This window comes from Paenibacillus sp. 203, from assembly GCF_037027525.1.
Classification (GTDB): Bacteria; Bacillota; Bacilli; order Paenibacillales; family Paenibacillaceae; genus Paenibacillus; species Paenibacillus polymyxa_B.
This window is the reverse complement of sequence record NZ_JAXCHD010000004.1, coordinates 324,676-337,497: the sequence shown is the minus strand read 5'-3', so window position 1 is coordinate 337,497 and position 12,822 is coordinate 324,676. Positions and strand designations below refer to the sequence as shown.

The window sequence follows — 12,822 nt, the reverse complement described above, 5'->3', positions numbered from 1 at the left end:
TTCACCCTTTCTGCACTAAATCCACAAATGCACCAGCAAATCAATGGCCTTAATACCGACAAACGGTACGACCATACCGCCCAGACCGTAAATCAGCAAATTCCGTCCCAGCAAGCGATCCGAGCTCATCGGCTTATACTTCACGCCCTTCATGGCCAGCGGAATCAGAAGCGGAATAATAACCGCGTTAAAGATCAGCGCCGACAAAATAGCGGACAGCGGGGAGCCAAGCCCCATGACGTTCAAAGCGCCCATTTGTGGAATGGCCAGCATGAACATCGCCGGGATGATAGCAAAATATTTGGCAACATCGTTCGCAATGCTGAACGTTGTCAATGCTCCGCGCGTCATAAGCAGCTGCTTGCCGATCGCAACCACCTCAATAATTTTGGACGGATCGGAATCCAGGTCCACCATATTAGCTGCTTCTTTGGCCGCGACTGTGCCGCTATTCATGGCCAGACCGACATCCGCTTGCGCCAGTGCAGGTGCATCATTCGTGCCGTCTCCGGTCATGGCAACCAGCTTTCCCTGTTCCTGCTCACGTCGGATAACCGCGATTTTGTCCTCCGGCTTGCTCTCAGCTACAAAGTCGTCCACACCCGCTTCTCGTGCAATTGTAGCTGCTGTCAGCGGATTATCTCCGGTACACATGATCGTACGGATACCCATTTCCCGGAGCTGATCAAACCGTTCCTTCATACCTGGCTTCACTGTATCCTTCAAATAAATAATGCCGTATATCTGATCATCCAGCGCGACTGCCAGCGGTGTACCTCCTTCAGAGGCTACCTGATTGGCTTTTTCCTCCAGATCGGCTGGAATACTGCCGTTTTGCGATACAATCCATTGCCGAACAGAATCCACCGCGCCCTTGCGTACCTTTCGTCCATCGGTCAGATCCAGACCACTCATCCGTGTCTCCGCCTTGAATTCGATAAAGGTTCCACCTGCTGCCAAGGATGCATCCAACGTATGCTCCTGTTTGCGCATCAATTCGAGAACCGAGCGGCCCTCTGGCGTCTCATCCTTCATAGAGCTAATCGCTGCCCACTTCACTAACTCTGCCTTCTCCACGCCCTCCACAGGCACGAATTCACTCGCCATTCGGTTACCGAAGGTGATTGTACCTGTTTTATCCAGAATCATCGTGTTGATATCCCCAGAAGCTTCTACCGCCTTGCCTGACATGGCCAGTACGTTAAACTGGGTGACCCGGTCCATACCAGCAATCCCGATAGCTGACAGCAGTCCTCCAATCGTGGTTGGAATCAGACAGACTAGCAACGAAATCAGCACAGGAACAGGCAAATCAATGTTAAAATGACGGGCAATCGGCGCTAGCGTAACCACCACAATTAGAAAAATAATCGTCAAGCTAATCAGCAAAGTGTTCAGTGCAATCTCATTCGGCGTCTTTTGCCGCTGTGCGCCTTCCACGAGCGAAATCATTTTATCAATAAATGTCTCGCCTGGCTCTGTCGTAATTCGCACCTTAATCCGGTCACTGACTACTCGTGTCCCGCCGGTTACCGAGCAAAAATCACCACCCGATTCCTTGATGACCGGAGCCGATTCTCCCGTAATTGCAGATTCATCCACCGAAGCCAGACCTTCAATGACCTCACCATCGCTTGGAATCATTTCGCCCTGGGAGACAATAACCACGTCCCCCTTACGCAATTCGGTTGAGCTAACCACCTGAATGTCATTTCCGATGAGCTTGTTAGCTTGTGTATCCTGCTTGGATTTTTTTAAAGAGGCAGCTTGTGCCTTACCCCGCCCCTCCGCGAGTGCTTCGGCAAAATTAGCAAAAAGCAACGTAAACAACAGAATAACAAACACGGCCAGGTTAAAGCCCATTTCCTTGCCAGTTCCAAAATAACCGGGAAACAGTAACATGAGCAGCACGACCAATGTACCGATCTCCACGACGAACATGACAGGATTTTTCATCATAATCATCGGATTTAACTTTATAAAGCTATCCTTGATCGCATGCTTCAAGATGCCTCTGTCCAGCATGTGTTTGCGTTGTTCCTTCATGATCAAACACCCCGTTCATCCATTCTCATTTTCTTCTTTACATGGTCAAAAATTCAGCAACAGGTCCCAATACGATGACGGGTAAAAAGGTCAACGCACCAATCAGCAGCACGACCCCGATCAGAATGGCTCCAAATAACTTGTTGTCCGTGCGCAGTGTCCCCGTCGTCACCGGAGTCGGTGCTTTGGCATTCAACGAAGCCGCCACAGCCAACAATGCAATCATAGATACATATCGTCCGAAGAACATAACCATCCCCGTCGTCATGTTCCAGAATACATTGTTATCCGAAAGACCTTCAAATCCCGAACCGTTATTTGCGGCAGATGACGCATATTCATAGAGCACCTGAGTCAACCCGTGATAGCCAGGGTTCGTGACCGCATCGTATCCCCAATGACTCATAAATGCAAGTGCAGTTGGGGCGAGAATGAGAAACGGATGTACCAAAATGGCAATCGCGATCAGCTTCATTTCCTTGCCTTCAATTTTCCTCCCCATAAATTCCGGAGTTCTCCCGACCATCAGTCCGCATATAAACACACCCAGAATCGCATACATCAGCATATTCATCAGTCCGACACCCTTGCCGCCAAAAATGACGTTTAGCATCATTTCTCCCAAAGCAGCCATGCCACCCAGTGGGGTTAGTGTATCATGCATATTATTGACTGAACCTGTCGTTGCCGCTGTTGTGACCGCAGTGAATAAAGCCGATTGTCCAATGCCGAAACGAACCTCTTTCCCTTCCATGCTTCCCTGAGAAGCATCCACACCCAGTGTCTGGATTAACGGATTACCTGTCTTCTCAGACACATACGTAATGGATAGAAAAATAAGAAACAATACCATCATGGAGCTAAAAATAATCCAGCCCTGCTTACGATTACGGGCAAACAATCCAAAGGTATACGGCAACGAAGCCGGCATTACCCACATTGCCAAAATTTCCAGCACGTTCGTCCAAGGACTTGGATTTTCAAAAGGATGCGCAGAGTTAGCTCCCGCATAACCACCCCCGTTTGTCCCCAAATGCTTGATGGACTCCAGAGAAGCAATGGGTCCCATAGAAATCTGCTGCTGTGTTCCGCTCAGCGTCGTAATATCCGCCGTAGGCTGTAGCGTCTGGGGCACCTTCAATCCAACCAGCACCAGCGTAAGCACAAAGGCCAGCGGCAGGAAAATTCTTATGATGGCTTTAATAAAATCTTGAAAGAAATTGCCCATTCCTTCACCGCGCCGCGTCAATCCTCTCATAAAAGCCGCAGCAACCGCAAAACCGGAAGCAGCCGAAGTGAACATCATCATCGTGACGAACGCCATCTGCGTCAGATACGTAAGCCCGCTTTCTCCGCTATAATGTTGGAGATTCGTATTCGTCATAAAGCTGATTACCGTATTAAAAGCTAGTGATGCTTCCATATTACTGTTTCCAGCCGGATTACCGGGAAGCATTCCCTGTAAACGCAACAGCAAGTAGCTGATTGCCACAAGCACGGCGTTCGTAGCAATGAAACTCATAACATACGTAGTCCAACGCATGCTCTCCATTTTCTTCAAGCCTACTACCTTATAAATCAGCTTTTCTGTTCTGCCAAAAATCCGATCCGTCCGATTGGGTTCATTCGAGAATACATGATACATATATGTACCCATTGGCTTTACCAAGAGCAGCAATATAACGATCACAATTCCAATTTGAAGCAGCTCCATCCTTTATTCCTCCTTCAAAATGCTCCTGCGTTTGGAACAACAGACCTGCTTCCAGAGCACCAATTGTGTGCACACGTTTGCGAAAACCTGCTACCTATGATGCTTTAATGTTCAGATCTGTTGTTCCCGCCCACTCTATCCCTACCAGTGACTAGAACTTTTCAGGGTTCAGGAGTGCGTAGATTAAATACATAAACACAATAGCCGTAAGCCCGAGTATAACGATCATCCTCTTCGTCCTCCTTTAGAGGTCTGCGCATCACACCAGCGTACAAACAGCAGTATCACTCCATAACTCACAGCCATGACGAGCAGCATGTATATATCCATCATGTTTATACCCTCCGTATCGGTCTTCAGATCGCCATTCTTATTTCATCATAAAATCATAAAACAACTATGTTATAAGTGCTTATCCGTTCAGCAGAAAACCCACCTCTCCGTTCAATGTGTAGATCACATGGTCCGCTCCCAATCCCCGATAAATTCCTTGTGGATTACAGCCGTGTGTAATAACATAGATCGATTCCGATGTTAGCGGCCGACATATTTGCAGGAAACGGCAAGTCAGATTCAAGCTGTTCTCAAACAAATACACACTACCAATTTCTTTTTTTGGAAAATTCCATTTTCCCGCTTGCATGGTATTGATGCGGACAATGTGCTCCACACCCATTTTTTTGAGCTGTCGTTCCTCCTGGGCGCTATTCGTCAGAACTGCAAACGCCAATTTTTTGTAAATAAGCAATTTCACAAAACTTCTGCCCGCTTCATTCGGTGCAGTGACAATAATTAACCGACCTTCCATCAGTAGCTCCTCTCCCGGTATAAAAAGACAACAAAAAGAAGCCGAAGGAAAAAGGCTTTCCTCCGGCTTCTGACATATCCATGATAAAATAAACCATGGCTGCACACGGCGGTTTGTTGCCTCTCCCTGTACGCTTACGAGGTTAGCTGTCGGATTCGGACGTGAGAGTCGCCCTATTTCTGGCACTTGACCGGAAAATTCACCCCATGAGACACACGGCAAGCCGTACAGTCTCGATTGGTTCCCCCGCTTTTGCAACTGCAAAATTCAGCGCTATAGACATTTCGTTGTTGCTTCATTCAAGTTAATTTGAAATTACGTCTTGAATCATACACCCGCGCATGGAAGACTGTAAAGCTCAACTGCGGGGTTATAAATCGGCCTTTAGAGCATAGAAGATTAATAATAACGCTTACAATGCAACTATGCTTCTCACAGCTCATTCAATCTCTGTTTTTCATCCCTTTTTGAAAATGACAAGCATGTCAATATTGGCGTAGGGTAGAGCGTTTTTGGCCTTTTTTTGTAAAAAGAGAAGAAAATACGCTATATGTACCAGCTAAGCACCGATTGAACCCGCTTTTATAAGAAGAAACACCTTAATTCGCTCCATTTGCGGTGCGATTTACTGTTTTGAACAAAATACGATTTTACAGCGGCAGAAGGCTTAATACAGCTTTTCCAGACTTGCAACCTCACTTTGAATTGCTTACAATTTAATTGCTGAATATTGAATAAGGAGAGATACTATGACCGTTTATGAATATGATGCGCAAACCCTGCAAGGGAAACCAATTCCGTTATCCACATATAAAGGGAATGTTCTGCTTATTGTGAACACAGCCAGCAAATGCGGGTTAACCCCCCAATACAAAGCGTTACAAGAGCTATATGACCAGTACCATGAACTGGGGCTCGAAATTTTGGGATTTCCCAGCAACCAATTCGCCAAACAAGAGCCAGGGTCCAGCGAGGAGATTTCCGAGTTTTGCCAGATCAATTATGGTGTTACCTTTCCGATGTTCGCCAAGACAGATGTCAATGGCGATCAAGCGCACCCCTTATTTCGCTACCTGACCCAAACAGCTCCGGGGGTATTAGGGTCCAAAGCGATCAAATGGAATTTTACTAAATTCTTAATTACACGAGAAGGTAACGTATTTAAGCGCTATGCACCGCAAACCACTCCAGATAAGTTGGCGGGAGATATAGAGAAGCTTTTGCAGCAAAACTGATATTCTTCTTTATCACAGTTATTAAAACAAAAAAAGCATCCCTTCACGTAAAGCGTGTCAGGATGCTTTTTTTAACTAGGTCTTGCATATAATGCGGTCGAGAGGACTCGAACCTCCACGGGCGTACGCCCACTACCCCCTCAAGATAGCGTGTCTGCCATTCCACCACGACCGCAAATCATAATGTATTGAGGCAACAGATTTATTATACTCTCTCATCAACTATTTGTAAACACAAATATAATAATTATTTTATATGTTATTTTATCTAACATATATGAGCGATAATAATATTTAATTTGACAAAAAGGCTACTAAAATGTAAATATATATTACATACATTTCGAATTTTTTCGTTATCCCTAAGTAAAGAGTAAAATAATATAACATAAGGATTCACTTCGAGGAGGCGAACCGCCCTGCATAAAGGCAACCGTTTGCTGAACTATGCATTATTGTTGGACCCTTCCCTACCTGTTGGTGGCTTCACCCGTTTTAACGGACTGGAGAAACTATTCCGCAACGGACATTTGAACAGTCTACAAGACTTGGAACATTACATGCTGAATGATTTGTATCCTCAATTTACAACCGTTGACGGCATGGCTATCAAAAGTCTGTATGTCGCCATCCAGCAGAATGACGGTTGGCGGATCGCTCTCATTGATAAGATGCTGCATACCCAACGTCCCTCCTTGCAGCATGTGAAGGAGTTGCGTCTATCCGGTCAGCGTCTACTTAAGCTCGCTAAGGCTCTTTATCCTTGGCTTGAATTTGACCAGTTGGAATCCATACTCATTCAATACAATGCAATTGGCACACTCGCTACCGTTCACACCTGGATTAACTTCCTTCTCGTAAACGATGTAGAACAGACCGTTCACGGCTATCTTGGCGCAGCGGTGTCCTTCTGTGTGGAAGATGCCTTCAAACTACTCAATCCTCCCTATGAGGAAAAGAACCCTTTTATGGAGCGTATGACCAGCGAGCTGCTCTCCGCATGGAAGAAGCTTAACAAACCTGAGCCAACTGCATTTCAGCGTCGCCTTCTTCACAGACATTGGTCCAGCTCCTACATCACTCTACCGCTTTATATGAGCCATAATAGCCAATTGGATGAGCCTAGACTGTTTTCCTCCTCAGGTCTATTCAAACGCCTTCCAGCATCCCCCTGATGCGTCGTTTCGCTAATGTGGCAGCAACACCAAAAACACTCTGTCCCTTTCCTCAGGTGGCAGAGTGTTTTTTATCCACATATAATCGAAATTCACACTATTAGTAGACTCTAGACGGGTTATCAGAACCACCTAGCACTTAATTAAGTAATTAATTCAACAAAATAACGTATTTACGATTGTAAAAACACGTATAAAAGTGTATCATAGTTTCAGATGGTTAATTCTAACATGTTTACTGATGATTATTATAACACACCAATTATTCCGCAAGAATCCGTAAGGGGCGATTTCTCTTGAACAACAAAATGCCTGTCACCTCCTTCGGGTGGGCCATCAAACAACGGCTTGTCGAACTTCGACTGGATCAGAAAACATTTTGTGAGACACACAATATTCCGCCTTCACGCTTGTCCAATCTGATTCACGGCACCCGCAAAGCACAAAGGTACAGAAAACAAGTTGCTGCAATTCTGAACATCGAAGATAACGATTATAAGGAGGCACCGCCACTCTAAATTCAACAAGCATTCCAGTTACATATAGGTCATTCCATATCACCAAGAAACCAAATAAACCCGTAAAGCGAACCCCTCCAGTTCGTTTACGGGTTTTCAACCCAGACGATCTTTAGCCAAAAAATTATTCCGGCTTTGTTTTATCCTTGTCACTTTTTTGCTTACGGTATTTCGCAAATTCAACATATTCTAAAATAAAATTCTGTTCTTCCGTCTCAAGATCTTCTGCCTGGCAATTCAGTGGCCCCATCACTCCAAAAAAATAAGCAGCCTTCTGCTCCTGAAGTACGCCTTCCCCTGGCTTAATTCCTTTCATTAACCAATCAAGCGATACATTAAAAAAGTCCGAAATCTGAATCAAATGGGCGGTACCCGGCGTTGTTTTACCTCTTCTCCAATCACCGAGATTCCCTGAACTGATTTTAAGTTTTTCACAAAATGCCTTCTTGGTCATTCCGCGATCCTTAATCAAAGCTTCAATCCGCTGATAAATAGTTTGATCTCCCAAAATGTTTCCCCTCCGACACAGTAACTTTTTCTGAATTAATTTTCATTTTTCAGCCTTACTCATTAGTAATCCTCATCAAATCCTAAGCAACCATTACCCCATAGTAGAATTGCGCTGGTTTTTCTCTTTACGAAAGCGGGTAAATTCAATATACTCAAGTAAAAAATTTCTTTCCGTCTCACTAAGCGGTTCCCCCTGGCAATTCAGTTGCCCTGAAGCGTCAAAAAAATAAGGGTCTTGCGACTCCTTCAGCACCTCACCCTGTACATCTCGACCCAGCATAATCCAATCCAGACTGGCATCAAAAAAAGAAGCGATTTCAATGAGTTTATTCGTGCCCGGCGTCGTTTTTCCTCTTTTCCAATCCCCGAAGTTCCCTGTACTAATGCCTAACTGCTGGCAGAACGCCTTTTTCGTCATTCCCCGTTCCTTGATGAGTTCCTCAATGCGATGGTAAATAGATTGCATAGAAGTTCCTTCCTCCCTAGCAGGCTCTCAAATAACGATATCATGTTCTCTGTTCCCATTTCAAAGATCACGTATGCTAAAATTACCGAATTATGTATGTTGGTTTCCATTATACCACAACACGCAACAAAAACCGCCTGTTTTCCGAAGAAAGGGCGGTCTTTAAGCCAGTTCACTTACGCCAATCACGTAGCAGCGTTGTCGATTTTAAGTAAGATATGCTTCAATTCATTCAAAGTTTCACTCAGATGCAATAAATCTTCTTCTGGCAGATACACCAGTCTTTCTTGAATTTTATTGGAGAAGGTATGAAATACCTGTTCACAAAAAGCATCGCCTTCTTGTGTAATCGCCACATTCACGACTCTGCGATCCGAATCACACGACTGGCGGTCAGCCAACCCATGCTCCACCAGTTTGTCCAGAAGAGGAGTCATGTTCGGACGTGAGACATTGAGCTGTTTGGATAAATCAGATACCGTAGACAAGCGCACCTCACGCAGAAGCAGTAATACCTGAAAGTTATTAGGCGACAAATGTAATGGGAAATCGAGCGGACCGTAGGTGAAAAATTTCTTCTTCACAATCGGAAACAAGCCCAAAATATTTTCTGATATATTTCCTAACAGTTGAGTGTCCATATTTTTCACCGTCACTTCACAAGTTTATACTTATCATTCTATAACATTATGGCATTATATTATACTATGGAATCATTATTTCATCATAATCATTACTTTATTACATCACTACACAAATAAAAAAAGCCTCTACCGCGAGAGACTTTTCCGTTTATTCCATTGATGCGGTCGAGAGGACTCGAACCTCCACGAGCGTACGCTCACTACCCCCTCAAGATAGCGTGTCTGCCATTCCACCACGACCGCATAACAAAATATAAATGGTGAGCCATGAAGGACTCGAACCTTCGACACCCTGATTAAAAGTCAGGTGCTCTACCAACTGAGCTAATGGCTCATGCTGTTCATCCAAGCTGTCCGCCATTAGACCAGACCTCAGGAATTTCCCTTAAGCATGCAACATGTAGTCTATAAAGACAACAATGACCCGTAGGGGATTCGAACCCCTGTTACCTCCGTGAAAGGGAGGTGTCTTAACCCCTTGACCAACGGGCCTTATTATTATGCGCCAACTTGGCGACAAGAAAGAGTATATCAAATAGAATAACGAATGGCAATACTTATTTCTAAAATTTTAAAAAAAGCAGTTTTTATAAGTACAAAATGCATATTAACTTACAATCCCTTATATCAAATCATTAAAATCCTGAAAATAGCGATAAATGATTGCAATATCACTTGTATTTACTTATAATCACTTACAAGATACCGAAATAATTATATATCAGAGGAGCTTTCTATGTATCAGGAAGAACGAATGTTAAAAATCGTTGATTACTTACAGCTTCATAAACGTATTTCGGTGGATGATATTTGTGAATTTTTTAATGTTTCACGAGATACGGCCCGTCGAGACCTCGTAAAACTTGAAGAACATCAAAAAATTATTCGCACCCGCGGTGGCGCTCTTCTCCCTACACTTCATCACGATCCAATTGGAAATTATAACGAAAGACTGCTTACTGTATCCGAGGAGAAACAAGTGATCGGACAGCTGGCTGCCAGCATGGTACGAGATAAGGATCGTATTATATTGGATTCCTCTACCACCGTACAGGCGTGTGCAGAAAGACTGAATGTGCAGGAATGTTCGGTCATCACCAATTCAATCAATCAGGCTGACGTGCTATCTCGAAAAGACGGTGTCTCCATACATCTGTTGGGAGGCCGCCTGCAAAAAGAACACCGATATGTATATGGCTCCTCCGTGATCGCCACTTTGTCTCACTATTTTGTAGACAAAGCCTTTATCGGGATTGGTGGTATATCTGCCCACGGACTAAGCCTAATTCATGAAGAAGACGGTATGCTGAAGCATCAGATGATGAAGCAGGCAGATCAGGTGATCATCCTTGCGGACCATTCGAAATTCGGAATCAATTTTCCATATCGTTTTGCCGATCTGTCTGAAGTTAATATCGTGATTACCGACAGATTGCCAGAACCAGCGATGCTGGAAATTTTGCAACATTATGATGTTGAAGTTGTTGTACCCTCATAAAATATGAAACTGCTTAGCTAGAACTCAAGATTTATCACAGAGATATCGAAAGACAGGAGTTGGAGAGAAATGAAACTGTTTGCGATTGATATGGATGGAACACTGCTGAACGAGGAAGGAAAAATAAGCAAAGTGAACGCGGAGGCTATACGCCAAGCACAGCAGCAAGGCGTTCAGGTGACAATTGCCACTGGTAGAGCCGCTTATGACGCCTGGACGAAGCTAGAGGAAGCAGAGCTTGTAACTCCCGTCATTGGAGCAAACGGCGCAACCGTACACGATGTGCATCGTCGTCAGTTAACCTCTACTCCTATGGGCCGCAGTGAAACGTTTGAAGTGCTGAGCTGGCTGCATGACAACGACTTTTACTATGAGGTCATGACAGACCGCGCTATTTATTCTCCACAAAACGGACATCAGCTGCTTGCTGTTGAAATGGACCGCTTGCTGAGCTCCAACCCGGATATTTCGCTGGATACTTTATTACATGCAGCTGAAAAACAATATGAACAGACCGGACATACCCGCATCGCTTCATATGAGGACATTCCACTGGATGTAGAGATTTATAACGTGCTCTGTTTCTCCTTTGATCAAGCCAAATTAGAGCGGGGCCGTGAGCGTTACCGAGGTTTTCAGGGCCTAAACATGGTCATCTCTTCAGACCGCAACTTTGAAGTCGAGCATAGGGATGCGTCTAAAGGTAATGCATTGCGTTATTTGGCGAATCATCTGAGCATTCCCATGCAGGAAGCCGTAGCGATTGGGGACAGCTACAATGATATCTCCATGCTGACGATGGTAGGAACAGGCATTGCCATGGGCAATGCAAAAGACGACATCAAGGCCGTCTGCTCCCAAGTGACTCTGACTAATGCGGAAGATGGCGTCGCTCATGCTCTGTTGAACATACTCAAGACAGTCGAGGCTGACACCGTGAAATAGAAGTCATGGCTGCGTACAAGACAGGCTAACGCCGCTTCAAGCTGTACGCAGCACGTCCCCTCTCCATTTAAACGATTTCAGTCCACCGTTATTCTCAAAGCAGATATAGACGAAAAGGACGCTCGCAAGCATCATTACAATGCATACGAGCGTCCTTTTTCTACTTAAAATACCAACGGAGAGAGAGGGATTCGAACCCTCGCACCGCTTTCGCAGCCTAACCCCTTAGCAGAGGGTCCCCTTATAGCCACTTGGGTACCTCTCCATGGCTCCCCGAACAGGACTCGAACCTGTGACAACTCGATTAACAGTCGAGTGCTCTACCAACTGAGCTATCAGGGAACATTACTGTAAATTATCTTACAGTATGGTTAATTTACCATGATTCAGGGGGTGCCGTCAAGTGCCAACAGGCGAAGCTTCCCTCCACATTTCCCACAGCGATACCGCTGAGGATTCATCTTACGCTTGCGCATATACTCCTGTTTACAGGAAACGCATACTAGCTTATAACGATAAGGCTGAGGCTTACGTTCCGTTCTTCCCGGCAGAGTCTGACAATGCCTGCTTCCTCCTACACGGGCCAGCCATGCTTTGAAGTCAGCATCTCGATGCTGATAGCCCATCCCGCGCAAATGCAAATGATAATGGCACAGCTCATGCTTAATAATTTTCTCCACCTCAGAACGTCCGTAAGCTGCGAGTTGATGTGGATTAATTTCAATATGATGACTTTTCATAAAATACCTACCACCTGTGGAAGACAAGCGCGCATTAAAGGTGGCTTGATGTCGAAACGGCACGCCGAAGCTCTCCAGCGAAATGCGCTCTACCCATTCTTGAAGCTCTTCATTACTCATAGAACGGCTCATTGAATGGTTCATTGAATGGTTCATTGAATTGCTCAGGGACTTGGACTCCATCCTAACGGTCTCTCCTCCTTTGCTCCTTACTGACAAGCATATTATAAAATAACGACCGAAGTCTAACCCCCAATTCATAAGCACACTTTAGGTACCCACCCCATATGCTAAACATACAGATGTAACGCAGAGGAGGAGATCGGCTTGCCTCAATGGCTCAGCAACCAGCTCATGCGGGCCTTTTACAAAAAGGACCGGCGTCAAATTAAACTGTTGAACGATTGTTGGTTTTTTTATCATAAAGCACCTGGCGTGGAGTTCGATGCCAACAACGGGTAAAAGCTAAAGGCATCCAAAAATGAAAGCCGGAATCTCCGATACAGTTCGGAGATTCCGGCTT

Annotated in this window: 14 protein-coding genes, 6 tRNA genes and 1 riboswitch; of the genes, 6 read left to right on the top strand and 14 right to left on the bottom strand. The window is 44.9% G+C overall.

What is annotated here, in order from left to right; genetic code table 11:
- Positions 1-15 precede the first annotated feature (15 nt).
- From kdpB to WA407_RS10960, 4 genes are all read right to left on the bottom strand, one after another.
- Positions 16-2,046 (bottom strand): potassium-transporting ATPase subunit KdpB, encoded by a 2,031-nt coding sequence (gene kdpB, locus WA407_RS10970; protein WP_336077361.1) that lies wholly within the window; start codon positions 2,044-2,046, stop codon positions 16-18.
- A gap of 37 nt (positions 2,047-2,083) precedes the next feature.
- Entirely contained in the window at positions 2,084-3,760 is a 1,677-nt protein-coding gene (gene kdpA / locus WA407_RS10965; protein ID WP_336077360.1) for a potassium-transporting ATPase subunit KdpA, read from the bottom strand.
- A gap of 151 nt (positions 3,761-3,911) precedes the next feature.
- Complete coding sequence (locus WA407_RS26740; RefSeq protein WP_071559652.1) at positions 3,912-3,989, bottom strand: potassium-transporting ATPase subunit F; 78 nt, start codon at positions 3,987-3,989, stop codon at positions 3,912-3,914.
- Between the two features lie 183 nt (positions 3,990-4,172).
- A complete protein-coding gene (locus tag WA407_RS10960; protein ID WP_165176324.1) occupies positions 4,173-4,568 on the bottom strand; it encodes a hypothetical protein in 396 nt (131 codons plus the stop codon).
- Between the two features lie 115 nt (positions 4,569-4,683).
- A riboswitch (cyclic di-AMP (ydaO/yuaA leader) is annotated at positions 4,684-4,851 on the bottom strand.
- 466 nt (positions 4,852-5,317) lie between these two features.
- On the opposite strand from WA407_RS10960, the gene WA407_RS10955 reads away from it, so the two are divergent.
- On the top strand, positions 5,318-5,803 hold the full coding sequence (locus WA407_RS10955; protein ID WP_235307732.1) for a glutathione peroxidase: 486 nt from the start codon (positions 5,318-5,320) through the stop codon (positions 5,801-5,803).
- Positions 5,804-5,895: 92 nt separating this feature from the next.
- Here WA407_RS10955 and WA407_RS10950 read toward each other — a convergent pair.
- Positions 5,896-5,978, bottom strand: a tRNA-Leu gene (locus WA407_RS10950).
- Between the two features lie 262 nt (positions 5,979-6,240).
- On the opposite strand from WA407_RS10950, the gene WA407_RS10945 reads away from it, so the two are divergent.
- Complete coding sequence (locus WA407_RS10945) at positions 6,241-6,978, top strand: urease accessory protein UreF (protein WP_336077359.1); 738 nt, start codon at positions 6,241-6,243, stop codon at positions 6,976-6,978.
- Positions 6,979-7,274: 296 nt separating this feature from the next.
- Complete coding sequence (locus WA407_RS10940) at positions 7,275-7,496, top strand: XRE family transcriptional regulator (RefSeq protein ID WP_336077358.1); 222 nt, start codon at positions 7,275-7,277, stop codon at positions 7,494-7,496.
- 124 nt (positions 7,497-7,620) lie between these two features.
- Here WA407_RS10940 and WA407_RS10935 read toward each other — a convergent pair whose 3' ends face one another.
- From WA407_RS10935 to WA407_RS10910, 6 genes are all read right to left on the bottom strand, one after another.
- Positions 7,621-8,004 carry a helix-turn-helix domain-containing protein gene (locus WA407_RS10935; protein ID WP_254327628.1) on the bottom strand — a complete coding sequence of 128 codons (384 nt, stop codon included), beginning with the start codon at positions 8,002-8,004 and terminating at the stop codon, positions 7,621-7,623.
- 93 nt (positions 8,005-8,097) lie between these two features.
- Positions 8,098-8,472, bottom strand: coding sequence for a helix-turn-helix domain-containing protein (locus tag WA407_RS10930; RefSeq protein ID WP_254327627.1), 375 nt, complete (start codon positions 8,470-8,472; stop codon positions 8,098-8,100).
- A gap of 185 nt (positions 8,473-8,657) precedes the next feature.
- Positions 8,658-9,113: a MarR family winged helix-turn-helix transcriptional regulator gene (locus WA407_RS10925; protein ID WP_061829577.1), complete on the bottom strand. Its 456-nt coding sequence runs from the start codon at positions 9,111-9,113 to the stop codon at positions 8,658-8,660.
- Between the two features lie 163 nt (positions 9,114-9,276).
- Positions 9,277-9,359: transfer RNA gene (locus WA407_RS10920), tRNA-Leu, on the bottom strand.
- Between the two features lie 15 nt (positions 9,360-9,374).
- Positions 9,375-9,450 (bottom strand) — tRNA-Lys (locus WA407_RS10915).
- A gap of 86 nt (positions 9,451-9,536) precedes the next feature.
- A tRNA-Glu gene (locus tag WA407_RS10910) sits at positions 9,537-9,608 on the bottom strand.
- 244 nt (positions 9,609-9,852) lie between these two features.
- Between WA407_RS10910 and WA407_RS10905 the strand changes: the two genes are divergently transcribed.
- Positions 9,853-10,614, top strand: coding sequence for a DeoR/GlpR family DNA-binding transcription regulator (locus WA407_RS10905; protein ID WP_254327626.1), 762 nt, complete (start codon positions 9,853-9,855; stop codon positions 10,612-10,614).
- 69 nt (positions 10,615-10,683) lie between these two features.
- The gene (locus tag WA407_RS10900) at positions 10,684-11,559 is read left to right on the top strand and encodes a Cof-type HAD-IIB family hydrolase (protein WP_336077357.1); all 876 of its coding nucleotides are present in this window, start codon (positions 10,684-10,686) and stop codon (positions 11,557-11,559) included.
- 176 nt (positions 11,560-11,735) lie between these two features.
- On the opposite strand, the gene WA407_RS10895 is transcribed toward WA407_RS10900, so the two are convergent.
- The 3 genes from WA407_RS10895 to WA407_RS10885 form a co-directional block, all read right to left on the bottom strand.
- Positions 11,736-11,824, bottom strand: a tRNA-Ser gene (locus WA407_RS10895).
- 1 nt (position 11,825) lies between these two features.
- Positions 11,826-11,901, bottom strand: a tRNA-Asn gene (locus tag WA407_RS10890).
- A 44-nt stretch (positions 11,902-11,945) separates the two neighbouring features.
- Complete coding sequence (locus WA407_RS10885) at positions 11,946-12,482, bottom strand: SprT family protein (protein WP_336077356.1); 537 nt, start codon at positions 12,480-12,482, stop codon at positions 11,946-11,948.
- 144 nt (positions 12,483-12,626) lie between these two features.
- Between WA407_RS10885 and cmpA the strand changes: the two genes are divergently transcribed.
- Positions 12,627-12,761: a cortex morphogenetic protein CmpA gene (gene cmpA / locus WA407_RS10880; RefSeq protein ID WP_007429337.1), complete on the top strand. Its 135-nt coding sequence runs from the start codon at positions 12,627-12,629 to the stop codon at positions 12,759-12,761.
- The last annotated feature ends 61 nt before the right edge of the window (positions 12,762-12,822 follow it).

Coding starts and splice junctions, on each gene's coding strand:
- WA407_RS10905 (WP_254327626.1), top strand. CDS start 9,853: ATGTATCAGGAAGAACGAATGTTAAAAATCGTTGATTACTTACAGCTT.
- WA407_RS10885 (WP_336077356.1), bottom strand. CDS start 12,482: ATGGAGTCCAAGTCCCTGAGCAATTCAATGAACCATTCAATGAACCAT.
- WA407_RS26740 (WP_071559652.1), bottom strand. CDS start 3,989: ATGATCGTTATACTCGGGCTTACGGCTATTGTGTTTATGTATTTAATC.
- kdpA (WP_336077360.1), bottom strand. CDS start 3,760: ATGGAGCTGCTTCAAATTGGAATTGTGATCGTTATATTGCTGCTCTTG.
- WA407_RS10900 (WP_336077357.1), top strand. CDS start 10,684: ATGAAACTGTTTGCGATTGATATGGATGGAACACTGCTGAACGAGGAA.
- WA407_RS10925 (WP_061829577.1), bottom strand. CDS start 9,113: ATGGACACTCAACTGTTAGGAAATATATCAGAAAATATTTTGGGCTTG.
- WA407_RS10960 (WP_165176324.1), bottom strand. CDS start 4,568: ATGGAAGGTCGGTTAATTATTGTCACTGCACCGAATGAAGCGGGCAGA.
- WA407_RS10930 (WP_254327627.1), bottom strand. CDS start 8,472: ATGCAATCTATTTACCATCGCATTGAGGAACTCATCAAGGAACGGGGA.
- kdpB (WP_336077361.1), bottom strand. CDS start 2,046: ATGAAGGAACAACGCAAACACATGCTGGACAGAGGCATCTTGAAGCAT.
- WA407_RS10955 (WP_235307732.1), top strand. CDS start 5,318: ATGACCGTTTATGAATATGATGCGCAAACCCTGCAAGGGAAACCAATT.